Here is a 14,825-nt window from a genome sequence, read left to right on the forward strand (position 1 = left end):
CATGCTTGAAGATCACCGCGCTGGTCCACGTCATGATTCCTTGCTAACGGCTTATCCTGAAGACGATAGCAACAGCGGTTGGATGATTAGCTATATCGATGTGATGACACTGCTGGTGGCATTATTTGTGATTATTATTGCTGCCGCTGGTGTGACTAACCCATCCTGGTCGCAGCCGTCTGAACCGGATGAGTATCGTTATGACGCGTTACCAACACTTGAAATACCACTGCCCGGAACGCTTGGTGATTTCCGGCAGCAGCACGAAGTTCTCCCAGTCATTCCTGCCCCAGAGGGGATGACACTTAGCCCGATGGCCATAAGTGCTGCACTGGGTGTTTCGGGGCTGCCGAAGCGTCGTGAGGTAGCTAGCGCGCCGCCTCCATTGCTTGCTCGTGTGACAGAGACCTCCGCTGTTGAGGATCAGCAGGCACTGGCGATTGATGTGATGTTGCCACGTTTGTTGCTGCCAACGGAGGATCGCAGTTCAACATCGCCTTTGGCAAATTATATGGTGCTGCTGACGGATCGCCCCCCAGTCAACGTACAAGAAGTGTCGAATGAGGCGATTAATAGCGCGCTAGCGCTTGATGAGTCGTTGACCGAGCGAGTGGAGACGTCGACGTATCTACCCAATCTCGATGGCGTAGAAGTGTCGCGGGTGGCTGAAGGTATTAGCTTGCGTGTCCAGGACCGCATGTTGTTTCCCTCCGCTGGTGCAGACCTCACAGAGGGTGGGTCGTCGTTGATAGGATCGTTGATGGATACCATCCAGCGTTTTGATGGTGAAGTGTGGGTGGAAGGACACTCAGACAGCCAGCCTATCAATACACCAGAGTTTTCCTCGAACTGGGCACTTTCCAGCGCCCGAGCGATTGCGATTGTTGAATCGCTGGAAGCGGCAGGCGTTGCACCTGAGCGTTTGCGAGCAGTTGGGTTGGCGGCCACACAGCCTCTTGAAGACAACACAACGGCGGATGGGCGTGCACGTAACCGACGCGTTGAAGTCGTTATTCACGTGGAGTAATGGTGGAGTAGTGTAAGAGGCAATTAATAAAAAAAGCCCGCCAGGGTAGGCGGGCATGAAAGGGCTTGGCTCACTGCAGCCCACTGACATCAGGTGAGGGGTGTACAAGGTTGTCAGTGGGTACAATTTGAGTATAGCTATTTGTGAGCTTTTGCCAAGGCTTTGTGTAAATTTTTTATTTTCCTGCGCATTATTTTGGTGCGTTTCGGCCGCATCGTTTTGGTGCCTTAACGGCTTGGCTCTGGAGTTGTTATTTAATTGTTTGATATTAAAAAATAAATCCCTATTGGCACATAAATTGCCTTGTTGCTTATCTTAAATGTGAAAGTGCGTTACGGCTTTTAAGATTGCAAAAGGTGGTGCTATGACCGAACTCACGTGTGCTGCATTGCCCAGAGATGCTTTACCGCCAGGCGGTATGGATCCAGCGCTACAACCTCGTTTGGTGGTCACTGATTTAGATGGCTCGCTTTTAGATCACCACAGCTATGATTTTTCTCCTGCAACCCCCTGGCTTGCACGTCTCAAGCAGCTAGGTGTGCCGGTTATACCGGTAACCAGTAAAACCCGCGCGGAACTCATTCCCTTGCGCGAAACCCTTGGGCTAACAGCCACCCCCTTTATCGCTGAAAACGGTGCTGTTATCGGTCTGCCTCCGGGCTGGTGTCATGCGCGTTTAGATCGTCCCGGAAGTGGTCGTGATGGCGTCGTCATTAAACATACCGGTGTTGACATCGGTTTTATCAAAGCACGTTTAAAGGTGTGGCAGCAGCGCCTGGGCGTTCGCTTCACTCGGATGGGGGAGATGAATATTCATCAGGTAATGGCGTTAACAGGCTTGGATGAAGCGCGTGCAAAAGCGGCGCGGCAGCGGGAAGGAAGTGAGCCGCTTATTTGGGAAGACGACGCCGCTGCACTTGAAGCGTTTCGTGTTGCGTTAGAAGGAGATGGTCTGGAGCTTACCCAAGGAGGGCGCTTTTGGCATGTTATGGGGCGCTTATCCGATAAGGGTGGGGCTGTGGAGTGGCTTATTAAGCGCTTTACTGCATTACGAGGAAGTCAGCCGCTTTCATTAGGGCTGGGCGATGGCCCTAACGATGTCACCATGCTGGAAACTGTCGACCAGGCCGTGGTCATTCGAGGTTGTCATGAGCTCAAGGTAGAGCCTCAAAATGCCTCGTTGTATCGGACTAGCGCCACAGGGCCAAAAGGTTGGGCTGAGGGGGTGGCTCATTGGTGGGGGCGAGATAATGGGCGTTTAGAGGCGGAAGCCGCAGTGCCAGCTGACAAGCCACGGGAGGCCAGCGTATGAGTGATTTCCATCAAAATGGTGTCATTACTGATTTCCACAACTTAACGCGTCGACCGGTTGAAGCGCTTGAACAAGAGCTTTGCCAGTTTTCCAAGCGTCGCCCGATGGGACTGATTTTACCCTCTCTTTTTTCTGAACTTGAAGGGCCTGCACTGTCTGCGATTGTTGATGAGTTAGTCAAAGTACCCTATCTCAATGAGATTGTGATTGGCCTAGACCGAGCCGATCGAGACCAATTTTTATATGCACGGGAGTTCTTTTCACGCCTGCCTCAGCACACACGAATCCTATGGAATGATGGTCCGCGTTTAAGAGCGTTAGATCAGGAGTTGGAGAGCCATGGTTTAGGCGCGTTAGAGCCGGGTAAAGGAAGAAATGTTTGGTATTGTGCGGGCTATGTACTCAGTTCAGGGCGCTCGACGGTGGTTGGTTTGCATGACTGCGATATCCTTACCTATGACCGCAGTTTATTAGCGCGCTTGATGTATCCCGTTACGCATCCCCGTTTCAATTACAGTTTCTGTAAAGGGTACTATCCACGTATTGCCGAGGGTAAGCTAAATGGCCGTGTCTCCAGGCTAATGGTGACACCGCTGCTACGTGCCTTAAAGACCGTCTGTGGCCCGCTGCCTTATCTAGATTACTTAGACAGCTTTCGCTACCCCTTATCCGGTGAATTCGCCATGCGCAGTGATGTGCTGGAAGGCATACGCATTCCAGCCGATTGGGGATTAGAAATCGGTGTATTGTCAGAATTGCAGCGTAATTACTCCCTCCGTCAGTTGTGCCAGGTAGATATTGCCGATACCTACGACCATAAGCACCAGCCCGTTAGCGAAGAAGATGCCAACAGTGGCTTGAACCGAATGAGCTTGGATATCGCCAAGGCGTTATATCGTAAATTGGCTACTCAGGGGGTTAGCTTTAGCAGTGAGGACTTCCGTACGCTGAAAGCGACCTACTATCGTTTCGCCTTAGATCTCATTGAAGCCTACGATCACGACGCGACAATGAACGGGCTAAGTTTAGACCGTCACTGCGAAGAGCAGGCGGTGGAATTATTTGCCAGTAACTTGCTTGAAGCGGGCAACCTGTTTTTAGACAACCCCCGCGAGCGCCCGTTTATTCCAAGCTGGAATCGCGTCCAGGCTGCCGTGCCAGATGTGCTGGCTCGTATGCACGAAGCAGTCGAGCTGGATAATCAAGGGAAGGTATAGCATCACCTAAAGCACCTCAAAGAAGGCGAGGTGCTGTCGACTCAGTGCTCCGCTGCTCCAGCAGCAAGCCATCTTGACCATGCTCAAGAAATGGTCTTAAATTCCAAAAAAGTATAAACATATAACATTTTATGGTCTATGATGGGCGCTAGCAGCATCACTTCTTGCCATTCGCCGGAGGCATAGAATGCAACGCCCAATTGTCACTCACTTTTTTGATGAGCCAACCAATACCTTTAGCTATGTAGTTCAGGATTCCGAGAGTAACGCCTGCGCTATTATCGATTCTGTGCTGGATTTTGATTATGCAGCAGGGCGTACAGATGTTCGCTCGGCTGATGAGATCATCGCCTTTATTCGCGACAGCCAACTTGAGGTGATCTGGATTCTAGAAACTCATGTCCACGCTGATCACCTCTCTGCGGCACCCTATTTGCACCAAACGCTAGGTGGAAAAACGGGGATTGGCGCGCATATTGTCGACGTGCAGGAAATTTTTGGTAAAGCATTTAATGCGGGCACTGAGTTTGCTCGGGATGGCAGCCAATTTGATGCCCTGTTTAGCGAAGGTGATACCTTTACCATTGGTAATCTTCAGGGACATGTTCTTCATACGCCAGGCCATACGCCTGCCTGCCTTACTTATGTGATAGGCGACGCCGCCTTCGTTGGTGACACGTTGTTTATGCCGGATTACGGCACCGCACGCTGTGATTTCCCCGGTGGGGATGCCCGAACGCTGTATCGCTCTATTCAAAAAGTTCTGGCGCTGCCGACGCAAACACGGCTGTTTTTGTGCCACGACTATAAAGCACCTGAGCGTGACGCCTATCAGCACGAAACCAGTGTTGAGGAACAGCGGCAAGCCAACATCCATGTGCATGAGGGCATTAGCGAAGATGCGTTCGTGAAAATGCGCACCGAGCGCGATGCTACACTCGGTATGCCAAAACTCATTATTCCTTCGGTTCAGGTCAATATGCGCGCAGGTGACATGCCGCCCGCTGAAGACAATGGCGTTGTCTACCTGAAAGTTCCCATCAATCGCTTTTAACGCGTTTTTAAGGAGTAATCCGTGGACTGGATGGTAAGCCTGCAAGGGCTCGTTGGTGGTGTGCTTATTGGGCTATCGGCCGTGTGGTTGATGGGGGCGATGGGACGCATTGCTGGCATTAGCGGCATTATTGGAAACTTAATCACCCAGCGACCCAAAGGTGACAGCGCCTGGCGAGTCGCTTTTTTAGCGGGACTGGTGAGTGGCCCATTACTGATAATAGCTGTCGGCGGGGGGCTGGGTAATGTTGCCGATGCTCCTGGTGCTGTGATCGGTGCGCCAGCGGGTGGTGTGCCGTTGATGTTGCTAGCCGGGTTGTTGGTGGGTGTAGGAACAGGTCTTGGCAGTGGCTGCACCAGCGGTCATGGCGTATGTGGCTTGGCGCGCTTGTCAGCTCGCTCGATGGCGGCAACAGGCGTGTTTCTAATCGTCGCGATTGCCACTGTGTATGTGATGCGCCATGTCATTGGGGGTGGTGTATGAGTCTAAAAAGTATGAGTGGCGTTGGTGTCAAGACGGCCGCTGGATACATAGCCGGGCTACTGTTTGGCTTGGGGCTTGCGATTTCAGGTATGACAGATCCTGCTCGGGTGCTTGGGTTCTTAGATATTGCAGGCGCATGGGACCCTACCTTGATGTTTGTGCTAGGAGGAGCGGTCGTCACTACCTTTATTGGCTTTCGTCTGGTGTTCGCCCGTGGGAAGCCTTTGTTTGCCGGTGGATTTCAGCTGCCAAGCAAGCAGGAGCTGGATGCTAAGCTACTAGGTGGTGCGGCGTTATTTGGGATTGGCTGGGGTCTTTCTGGCTATTGTCCAGGACCTGCTATTGCCTCGGTGGGTGGGCTGACAATGCCATTATTCGCCATGTTAGTCGCTATGGGGGCTGGCTGGTTTTTAGCGAGAGAACTCAGCCCTTAACCCATGCAAGCTGCTCCCACTTTGAGCACCTGTCTGAAGTGTAGACGAAAAACAACCCACCAGGGTGCCGTTTCAGTCACCCTGGTGGCGTTCGGTTTAAGGCGCTTCGCCGCCCATCATTTCAATCAACCGTTGCTCGGTGGGTAACCCCTGAATACGGTCGATACGCAAATGACCGTCATCGGTTTCACGTTGAAAGGCGCTAGTGGGGGTAGCATACAAGCCGAGTTCTTCAAATAGCTGATTGTTGGTGTATACCTGCTCTTCAATATCTCTGGGTTGGGCGCTGGCTTCGACCGACTCTCCCTCGCTGTGTCGATGCAGGGCGCTAGCTGGGTCATCTGCGCCTAAGATAGTCGCCGCAAGGGCCGGGCTGTTAGGCGCTAAGATGCCCACCATAATATGCCGGAGCTGAACATCGCCTGCGTCGACCCAAGGGCGCGTCTGTTGCCACAGCTGGCGGCAGTAAGGGCAGTTGCCATCAGTAAATGTATAAATAACTCTAGGCGCATCAGCGTCGCCGTCCTGAATCCAGTGACTCTCTTCAAGTGATTGCCATGTCTGCGCTTCCAACGGCACCCGTACATGCTCATCCAAATGTGCTTCCGTCAGATCGTTACCCTGGCTGTCCATTAACGTACCGACAATGGCATGCTCGCCATCGGGCGTTAAATAAATGGCCATATCTTGTCCTTGCACACTGGCACCATAGCCACGGATCCCCTCCGGCGTCTCAAATTGGCCGTGAATCGTTAATCCTTGATTGGCCAGCGCTTGAACAGGTGCGGGGAGTTCATCAGCAACGCTTGTGGCAGCAGAAGCAATAGTGGTGAGTAGTAACAGGCTACTGAGTCGGGTTAAAGAGAAGTGATGCATGTTTATGTCCTTATAAATGGATGGGAGAGAGCAAAACCAACACCAAAGCAGACGGATGATATCAACGCAAACGTTCCAAACCTTGCTGAAGCGTTGCACGCGAAAGCTCGCCAAAGTGGGTACTGACGAGCTTGCCTTCTGCGTTGTAGTAAAGAGTTGTCGGCATCGCGTGAGCCCCTGTTGCCTGGCCTAGTGCATTACGAGGGTCGAGCCAGACATTTTCTAATGAAAGCGCCTGCTGATCCATAAAGGTTTCAATGTGCTGGGCACTTTCGCCTTGATTGACGAACACGAATGTTATGTCTTTTTCAGCTTGTTGGGCATCCTCAAACACCGGCATTTCACGAATGCAGGGCGGACACCAGCTTGCCCAGAGATTAACAACCATAGGCTGTTGCTGCTGTTTGGAAAGTTGAGGCAGGCTAATGGGGTTACCACTCCGGTCTGCGAGTGTTATGTCTGGGAGAGGACGTGCCTGCTGTTCAATGAATGCAGCGCTGCCAGCGACCAGCCCCCAAGTGAGGCCACCCACCAGCAATGCACCGCTGAGGGGGATTCGTTGGCGCGGAGCTCGCCACAGCGCCCAGATAGCATAGCCGAGTCCCACTGTGATACCGCCGACAATATCAAACCCACCATCACGAATATCCAAGCGATCAACAATACCGTCGTACGCCCCCCAGTAGCGCACCACAAACACCGCGCGAGCGGCGATAAAAGCGACGAAAAGTACGGTAAATAGCGTGTCGCTCACCGCGACATGGTGCCGCCTCCCCAGCAATGCCCCCGTGAGAAGTGCCAACAAAAAAGCCAGTCCTATCACCAGCTGGTGAAGGCTGAACCCCATGGGGCCAAGCGCAATACTTTGCTGCAGCATAATCAGTCACAATCCCTATTATCGATTCATGCCACAGTGTGTCATTACTGGATTATTTGGCGATTATGTTTTGCCATCCTGAGACGTTATGCCGCAATTGAACTCACGCTTCAGCCACCATCCATCTGACAGCGTAGGGTGGCAGTGCTGTTTCTTGTTCAGCATTCTGAGGGGCAAGAGCGTGCCAATCATGTTGGCTGAGCACCTGTTCAACCGCATTTCCAACGTTGCTAAGTGGCAGCAGTGTATCGGTAACGTTAAACAGCGCTAATAAGCGGCGGCCATTGCTAAGTGGACCTCGCTCAATGGCTAATAATTCCGGTGGCGTAGGCAGGGCATGCTGTGGGGCATTCGGGTGGAAGCAGGGCTCGGTACGACGTAGATCTAACAAACGGCTGAGCGCATGGAAAACATCATGGGTTGGCGTCGATGGGCTTTCAAGCAGTAACGCGAGTTCATCGCGCTGCCAACGGCGGCGGTTGATAGAGCGCAAGCGACCGCTGCGCTCCACACCTTCTACATCGTTAAGTGTGCCTGTCAGCGTGTGAATATAGAGGGCTGGAATACCTTGCAGGGTCAGCATAATGGCCTGACTGCACAGGAAGCGGGCAATTTGCCAAGGATCTGGCCCTTTACGCGTACCACGCATGGCCTCGAACCAGGTAATGTTGATTTCATAGGGAGTATCACTGCCATCAGGATTGCTGCGCATGCTGACAAAGCCACCGAAGCGGTGCATCAGTTCTAGCAGCGCATCTCGCTCATGGTCAGGGAGCAATCCTTCTAAAGGACGCACGCCGATACCATCATGGCTGGCGGTGAAGTTTAAATAGGTGCAGTGTTTAGGTAGCACTGGCAGGCTGGAAAGCCATGTCTGGAGGGTGGTGGCTTCACCGCGGGTGAGCGTGTGTAAGAGCAGCGGCGGGAGAGCAAACTGATACACCATGTGGGCTTCGTCAGGGGGACCTTTCGCTATCCGCTCTAGGCCAAAGTAACTGATATTTTCCGCATGCGGCACATTGGTTTCGGTAATGATCAGCGTGCCTGGTGATACTTCATCTACAATGGCGCGCAGCAAGCGCACGACGGTATGGGTTTCAGGAAGGTGGATGCACGATGTTCCCAGTCGTTTCCATAAAAACGCCACCGCATCTAAGCGAATAATGCGCATACCTTGCTGGAGATAAAACAGTAATATGCCGACAAATTCCAACAGCACATCAGGGTTTTCAAAGTTTAAATCGATCTGATCTTCCGAGAAGGTTGCCCATACGTGGCGAGTGCCTCGTCGCGTAGAGATTGGCACTAACAGTGGGCTGCTGCGGGGGCGGGTGACCTGGGAGACATCCGTTTCTGGATCAACCTCAATAAAATAATCACGCCCAGGCAGGCTGCCAGTTAAATAATCCACAAACCACAGTGATTCACGTGACACATGGTTAAGCACTAGATCGGCCATCAGATCATAGTGGTTGGCCAGTTCGCGGATGTGCTCCCAATCGCCAAGTTCCGGATTAACTTCTCGGTAATGAATGACCGAAAAGCCATCATCGCTACTCCAGGGGAAAAAGGGCAGCACATGCACGCCGCTTATGCGTTCGCCCAGGTAGTGCATCAGAAAGGCGTTTAGAACGGCAAGGGGAGGCGCATCGTCTGCCACAATAGAGTCACCATAACTGATGACCCACTGATCCTTTTCGCTCCACATTGGTGCATTGACACTCTCAGTGGCACTGTTTTCTGTGGCAGCTGGCGCCTGTAATGTGGTGCGAAAATGCGCAATATGCTGCCCAAGGCGGCGCTGCACCTCGCTAGCACGCGGCCCGTAAAGGTGCGATAGGTAGCGATGAACCGTCTGCTCAAAAGGGGGCATAAGTGAGTCCTCTAAAACAACCTACGACAAACGCTGCAGCTTGTGTGCCAAATCGTTACAATGCTAGGTTAATGCCGCGTTTAATGAAGCGATTATTTCTGCTTGCAAGCGCGCTGTTACCGCATGCTGTTGTAGCGCGTGGCTACTTCGCTGCTAATAATAGTTCACAATATGCTGATATGTGCCGTTATCCGCACTCGCTGCACGTACTGACAACAGGTTGACTGCCATGCATTGCCCTTTTTGTGGTGCTAATGATACTCGAGTGACCGACTCGCGGCTGGTAGCCGACGGTGACCAGGTGCGCCGTCGTCGCCAGTGCGCTAGCTGCCATGAACGCTTCACCACGTATGAAACTGCTGAGCTCATCATGCCAAGAGTTGTAAAGTCGGATGGCTCCCGCGAGACGTTTAATGAGAGCAAGCTTCGGGCAGGCATGCTGCGTGCGTTGGAAAAACGCCCAGTGAGTGCAGAGGCCATAGAGGCTGCCGTCGAACGTATCCGCCAGTCACTGCGTGCCCGAGGAGATCGCGAAGTGAACGCCCGCGATATAGGCGAGGCGGTTATGACAGCGCTGAGCAACCTGGATCAGGTCGCCTATATTCGCTTTGCATCGGTCTATCGTAAGTTTCAGGATTTAGACGAATTTCGCGCTGAGATAGACCGTCTTTCTCAGGATCCTGGCGATCATTCTGCATCAGCCCACAGAGATCCACATCGCGGAGAGGGTTGATGAAAGAGTTGATGGAAGAGTTGATGGAGAGAGACTTTACCAGTGCTGATCATCAATTTATGGCGCGTGCGTTACAGCTGGCGGCCCAAGGCCTCTATACAACGGATCCTAATCCTCGGGTTGGCTGCGTTATTGTTCGTTACGACCAGCATAGAGAGGGGCGCGTTGTCGGCGAAGGGTTCCATGTACGAGCTGGCGAGCCTCATGCAGAGATTCATGCGCTTAACGCGGCAGGTACAGAGGCAAAAGGGGCGACGGCTTATGTCACATTAGAACCTTGTTCTCACACAGGGCGCACCGGCCCTTGCGCCGTTGCGCTAGCTGATGCCCAGGTTGAACGCGTGGTGGTGGCCATGGTTGACCCGAACCCTCAGGTGAGTGGGCGCGGCATTAAGCGTTTGGAAGCGGCGGGGGTTCAGGTTGATATAGGCTTGCTTGAACAAGACGCTCGTGCATTGAACCCAGGCTTTATTTCGCGCATGGAACGCAAGCGCCCCTTTGTGCGCTTAAAAATGGCCATGAGCTTAGACGGCCGTACCGCGATGGGGTCCGGAGAATCCCAGTGGATTACCGGTCCAGAATCCCGCTGTCAGGTACAGCGTCTGCGCGCGCGCTCAAGCGCTATTTTAAGTGGCGTTGAGTCCGTTATTATGGATGACTCTCGGTTAACCGTGCGTGCAGATCAGCTGTCACTTGATAACGCTGCTGCCGTGTGTCAAAGGCAGCCCTTGCGGGTCATCCTGGATTCTCGCCTGCGGCTGCCGTTAGCGGCTGCTTGCCTGCGTGAGCCAGGTCGTACGCTAATCATCACGACGGATCAACACAGCGAAGAAAAGCGCCGCACATTAGAAGCGGCAGGCGCAGAAATCCAGGTGTTTCCCGCTGACCAGCAAGGGCGGATAGCGCTGGAGGATATGCTGTATTGGTTGGCAGAGAATGAGCAAGTCAATGAGCTGCTCGTTGAAACCGGTGCGACGCTGGCGGGAGCACTGTTAGATGCGAATGTGGTGGATGAGTTGCAGTTATTTGTCGCTCCTACGTTGTTGGGCGGCGAGGCGCGGCCGCTATTTGCACTGCCCGGCATGACGCGTATGGCAGATCAAAAGCGCTTAACTATCAAAGAAGTACGAGCCGTTGGGGGCGATTGGCGGATTACTGCCGAACTACTTGCCGACTAGCGCGCACGGCCATAGCAAGGTACCCTGACGCGCGAAATCGCATCTAATGCGACCACTTTTTTTGGAGATTCCATGGCGCACTCCTCTTCAGAAGGTTTGTCCCCCATCGCTGAACTGGTGGAAGATATCCGCCAGGGTAAAATGGTCATTCTCATGGATGATGAGGACCGCGAAAATGAAGGCGATATCATCATGGCAGCCGAAAAAGTCCAGGCTGAGCATATCAACTTCATGGCACGCTACGCCTGCGGCCTGATCTGTATGCCGATGACCCGCGAGCGTTGCGAGCAGCTTAACTTGCCGTTAATGGTGCGCGATAATGGCTCTGGTTTTGGTACCAAGTTCACGCTCTCCATTGAAGCGACCGAAGGCGTTACCACCGGTATTTCAGCGGCAGACCGCGCGCGCACTGTTCAGGCGGCCGTGGCTGCAAATGCCAAACCATCAGACATCGTACAGCCTGGGCACATTTTTCCGTTGATGGCTGAGCCGGGTGGCGTGCTACGTCGAGCTGGACATACTGAAGCCGCGTGTGACCTAGCCGCGCTGGCAGGCTGTGATCCAAGTGGTGTTATCTGTGAAATCATGAACGACGATGGCAGCATGGCGCGTCGTCCTGAGCTAGAAGTGTTCGCTAAAAAGCATGGCATTAAGATCGGCACGATCGCTGACTTGATCCACTACCGGATTATTAACGAACAAACCGTTGACCCGGTCGAAACCACCACCGTTCAGACGGCTTCTGGTGAGCTAGCGCTACACGTATTCCGTGATCGTATCCAGGGTGCCCATCATCTCGCCTTGGTGAAAGGCCAGCCAACGCCAGGGCAGCCAACTACCGTCCGCGTTCATCTGGCTGATACGCTCCGTGATGTTGTGGGGTTGATGAAAGGCGAACAGTGTCGTTGGGATGCTCACCGCGCGCTGGAAGAGATTGCTAATGCACCAGCAGGCGTTTTTGTGCTGATTGACGATGGTCGTCCTCACCAGGATTTAAAAGATCAATTAGATATTTTTCTAGATCGCGTGCGTCAGCCGCGCACCAGCGATTCAGATGGGGCAGGTAACTATTTAACGATTGGTACTGGCTCGCAAATCCTACGTCACCTAGGTGTAGGCAAAATGCGGTTACTTAGCTCTCCGTGGAAATTCTCGGCGCTCTCAGGTTTTGACCTCGAAGTGGTTGAGCGCCTGGGACCCAATGACACGGCGTATGAGCCAACTTCTCAGCAGGAATAAATTGATGCAATCCCTTTCGCAAGTTGAAGGTACTTTTGTGGATGTCGATGGTCGTTATGTCATCGTCGTAGGTCGTTTTAACCATCACGTTGTCGATAGCCTTGTGGAAGGCGCTGTCGACAGTCTGACACGCCACGGTGTTGACGCAGAACATATTCATATTGTTCATGTGCCCGGTGCCTGGGAACTGCCGCTGGCCGTTAAGCGTGTTCTTAAGACAATGAAACCGGATGCGGTGATTGCACTTGGGGCGGTGATTCGTGGCGGCACGCCGCATTTCGAATACGTGGCAGGCGGCTGTAACACCGCGATTAACCATCTCCAACTTGAGTTCGATACACCGGTGGCAAACGGTGTGCTGACGGTTGAGTCCATTGAGCAGGCGATTGAGCGCGCAGGCACTAAAGCAGGTAACAAAGGCACAGAAGCCGCGATGGCTGCGATGGAAATGGTGTCACTGCTTCGTGCACTGCCGGCAGGAGATAACCAATGAGTGAACGTCGTGAGCGTCAGCCCACTGCCGCGCAGCTAGGGCGCCACGCCGCACGTGAGCTAGCGGTTCAAGGTCTTTACCAATGGCAAATGACTGGGAAATCAATCACCACTATCGAAGCTGAGTTTCGCAGCCAGGTAGCCGATGATGACCTGGAAGATTACGAAAATTGGGTCAAAGTAATGGAAATCGCCGACAAGGCGCTGTTCCATGAACTACTGCACAACACGGTAAGATTCAAAACTGAATTGGATCGTGAAATTGCTCCCTTGCTAGATCGCCGTTTAGAAGACTTGGATGCTGTCGAGTTAGCTATCCTGCGTCTGGGCGCCTACGAGCTGTCTCGGCGGATGGAAGTACCCTACCGAGTCGTCATTAATGAAGGCGTTGAGCTGGCCAAATCATTTGGTGCCACCGACGGCCACAAATACGTGAACGGCATTCTCGATAAGCTAGCGAATCGCTTACGAAGTGCCGAGGTCAGCGCTCGCCGTTTGTAAGGCGAGCCTCCTGATAATGCGTTTAAGGGGCCTTTGTGCTTGGCGAATTTGAACTGATTCAGCGCTACTTCATGTCGCCGCAGGAGGCGCACGCGACAGCAGGGATAGCGCTTGGAAATGGCGACGATGCAGCGCTTTTGGTGCCCCAAGCAGGTCAACAGCTTGTGGTAAGTGTTGATTCGTCTGTTGTTGATGTCCACTTCCCCCACGATGCCCCGGCACATGCAATAGGGCATCGTGCGCTGGCCGTGGCGCTCAGCGATTTAGCCGCCATGGGAGCAACCGCGCGCTGGAGCCTAATGGCTCTGACGCTGGATAAGAGCGTCTTTAACGATCGTGCAGCTGCTGAGCAATGGTTGGCTGAGTACGCTAAAGGCTTCCATGCGCTTTGTCAGCAGCATGCCACAGCGCTTGTTGGTGGCGATGTGACCGCAGGCGCATTGACTATCGGCGTTACCGTCATGGGCGAAGTGCCTTCAGGCATGGCGCTGACCCGCTCAGGCGCACAGGTGGGCGACGTGATCGCCGTGACCGGTGCGCTTGGTGGCGGTGCTGGCGGTCTTGCGCTTTGGCGTCAAGGAGAGCGGGAACTAACACACCCGCTGTTAGCGCGTTATTTACTCCCTCAACCGCGTTTAGCCGCAGGCGTGGCATTACGTGGTTTAGCCACCGCAGCAATGGATATCTCTGATGGTTTGTTAGCGGATCTGGGGCATCTGCGTAAAGCATCCCAAGTCGGGTGCTCACTTGAGGTGGATGCACTACCGCTGGCGGAAGGGTTGCAAGAAGCGTTAGGGTTAGAGGCTGCACGCAAGGCTGCTCTATCAGGTGGTGATGACTATGAACTACTGGTTACGCTAGCGCCGGAGAACGTGGAAACGGCACGGCAGCGTCTCACTGAGCTGGGTTTAGCGTTGACCGTGATAGGTCATTGTAACGATAACCCAGGCGTGACAGGCGTTGCGCGTAGTGACAACGAAGGTTGGCAGCATTTTAGCGGGGTAGCGCCATGAACCATGCACCATCGAGCGTTTGGCGGCGGCCAACCCATTTTTTTGCGTTTGGCCTCGGAAGTGGTGCAGTCCCTTGGGCACCGGGTACCTTTGGAACGCTGGCGGCGATTCCTTTTTACTGGATAATGGCCGATTTGCCCTTAAGCTGGTACCTAAGCATCGTATTTGTTGCGTTTGTGGTTGGGGTTTGGCTGTGTGATAAAACCTCTCATGACTTAGGGGTGCATGACCACTCCGGTATTGTGTGGGATGAGTTTGTTGGTTACTGGATCACCATGGCTGCTGTGCCCTTTTCATGGGAAGCGGCCTTGTGGGGATTTGTGGTTTTTCGTATTTTTGATGTTTTTAAGCCCTGGCCCATTCGCTGGGCAGACCGGCGAGTAGCCGGCGGGTTTGGCATTATGATTGATGATGTAATGGCGGGAATCTACGCATGGAGTACCATGCACCTGTGGTTCTGGCTGCATTAAATTATGAATGAATCAATGCCTCTAAAAAAGCATTCTCTAAATAATC

Annotated in this window: 16 protein-coding genes; 13 read left to right on the forward strand and 3 right to left on the reverse strand. The window is 53.2% G+C overall.

The annotated features are described in order from the left end of the window. Window position 1: 1 nt before the first annotated feature. The 6 genes from HZS79_RS00055 to HZS79_RS00080 all read left to right on the forward strand — a co-directional run bounded on the left by HZS79_RS00055 (window position 2) and on the right by HZS79_RS00080 (window position 5,527). Complete coding sequence (locus HZS79_RS00055; RefSeq protein WP_179926738.1) at window positions 2–1,027, forward strand: OmpA family protein; 1,026 nt, start codon at window positions 2–4, stop codon at window positions 1,025–1,027. Between the two features lie 364 nt (window positions 1,028–1,391). Beyond that, a complete protein-coding gene (locus HZS79_RS00060) occupies window positions 1,392–2,339 on the forward strand; it encodes an HAD-IIB family hydrolase (protein WP_162218343.1) in 948 nt (315 codons plus the stop codon). Then, a complete protein-coding gene (locus HZS79_RS00065; RefSeq protein WP_179926739.1) occupies window positions 2,336–3,556 on the forward strand; it encodes a glycosyltransferase family protein in 1,221 nt (406 codons plus the stop codon). The genes HZS79_RS00060 and HZS79_RS00065 overlap by 4 nt, the downstream gene beginning before the upstream one ends. A gap of 187 nt (window positions 3,557–3,743) precedes the next feature. Beyond that, window positions 3,744–4,610: an MBL fold metallo-hydrolase gene (locus tag HZS79_RS00070; protein WP_179926740.1), complete on the forward strand. Its 867-nt coding sequence runs from the start codon at window positions 3,744–3,746 to the stop codon at window positions 4,608–4,610. 21 nt (window positions 4,611–4,631) lie between these two features. Further along, complete coding sequence (locus HZS79_RS00075; RefSeq protein WP_179926741.1) at window positions 4,632–5,093, forward strand: YeeE/YedE family protein; 462 nt, start codon at window positions 4,632–4,634, stop codon at window positions 5,091–5,093. Window positions 5,094–5,104: 11 nt separating this feature from the next. Beyond that, a complete protein-coding gene (locus HZS79_RS00080; RefSeq protein WP_179927041.1) occupies window positions 5,105–5,527 on the forward strand; it encodes a DUF6691 family protein in 423 nt (140 codons plus the stop codon). Between the two features lie 96 nt (window positions 5,528–5,623). On the opposite strand, the gene dsbG is transcribed toward HZS79_RS00080, so the two are convergent. The 3 genes from dsbG to HZS79_RS00095 all read right to left on the reverse strand — a co-directional run bounded on the left by dsbG (window position 5,624) and on the right by HZS79_RS00095 (window position 9,153). Continuing rightward, complete coding sequence (gene dsbG, locus HZS79_RS00085) at window positions 5,624–6,403, reverse strand: thiol:disulfide interchange protein DsbG (RefSeq protein WP_179926742.1); 780 nt, start codon at window positions 6,401–6,403, stop codon at window positions 5,624–5,626. Between the two features lie 61 nt (window positions 6,404–6,464). Further along, on the reverse strand, window positions 6,465–7,280 hold the full coding sequence (locus HZS79_RS00090) for a TlpA disulfide reductase family protein (protein WP_179926743.1): 816 nt from the start codon (window positions 7,278–7,280) through the stop codon (window positions 6,465–6,467). A 103-nt stretch (window positions 7,281–7,383) separates the two neighbouring features. Next, window positions 7,384–9,153: a sugar phosphorylase gene (locus HZS79_RS00095; RefSeq protein ID WP_179926744.1), complete on the reverse strand. Its 1,770-nt coding sequence runs from the start codon at window positions 9,151–9,153 to the stop codon at window positions 7,384–7,386. A 229-nt stretch (window positions 9,154–9,382) separates the two neighbouring features. Here HZS79_RS00095 and nrdR point away from each other — a divergent pair, with 229 nt between their 5' ends. The 7 genes from nrdR to HZS79_RS00130 all read left to right on the forward strand — a co-directional run bounded on the left by nrdR (window position 9,383) and on the right by HZS79_RS00130 (window position 14,779). Continuing rightward, entirely contained in the window at window positions 9,383–9,886 is a 504-nt protein-coding gene (gene nrdR, locus HZS79_RS00100; RefSeq protein ID WP_162218331.1) for a transcriptional regulator NrdR, read from the forward strand. Beyond that, window positions 9,886–11,064 carry a bifunctional diaminohydroxyphosphoribosylaminopyrimidine deaminase/5-amino-6-(5-phosphoribosylamino)uracil reductase RibD gene (gene ribD / locus HZS79_RS00105; protein WP_238401415.1) on the forward strand — a complete coding sequence of 393 codons (1,179 nt, stop codon included), beginning with the start codon at window positions 9,886–9,888 and terminating at the stop codon, window positions 11,062–11,064. The genes nrdR and ribD overlap by 1 nt, the downstream gene beginning before the upstream one ends. 72 nt (window positions 11,065–11,136) lie before the next feature. Beyond that, window positions 11,137–12,303, forward strand: a complete 1,167-nt coding sequence (gene ribBA / locus HZS79_RS00110) for a bifunctional 3,4-dihydroxy-2-butanone-4-phosphate synthase/GTP cyclohydrolase II (RefSeq protein ID WP_162218330.1) — start codon at window positions 11,137–11,139, stop codon at window positions 12,301–12,303. A gap of 4 nt (window positions 12,304–12,307) precedes the next feature. After that, window positions 12,308–12,796, forward strand: a complete 489-nt coding sequence (gene ribH, locus HZS79_RS00115) for a 6,7-dimethyl-8-ribityllumazine synthase (protein WP_162218329.1) — start codon at window positions 12,308–12,310, stop codon at window positions 12,794–12,796. Next, complete coding sequence (gene nusB, locus HZS79_RS00120; RefSeq protein ID WP_162218328.1) at window positions 12,793–13,296, forward strand: transcription antitermination factor NusB; 504 nt, start codon at window positions 12,793–12,795, stop codon at window positions 13,294–13,296. Before ribH ends, nusB begins: the two co-directional genes overlap by 4 nt. Before the next feature lie 35 nt (window positions 13,297–13,331). After that, window positions 13,332–14,309 carry a thiamine-phosphate kinase gene (gene thiL, locus HZS79_RS00125; protein ID WP_179926745.1) on the forward strand — a complete coding sequence of 326 codons (978 nt, stop codon included), beginning with the start codon at window positions 13,332–13,334 and terminating at the stop codon, window positions 14,307–14,309. Next, entirely contained in the window at window positions 14,306–14,779 is a 474-nt protein-coding gene (locus HZS79_RS00130) for a phosphatidylglycerophosphatase A family protein (protein ID WP_162218326.1), read from the forward strand. Before thiL ends, HZS79_RS00130 begins: the two co-directional genes overlap by 4 nt. Window positions 14,780–14,825: the final 46 nt, after the last annotated feature.

Origin of the sequence: Vreelandella zhaodongensis (genome assembly GCF_013415115.1) — a bacterium.
GTDB lineage: Bacteria > Pseudomonadota > Gammaproteobacteria > Pseudomonadales > Halomonadaceae > Vreelandella > Vreelandella zhaodongensis.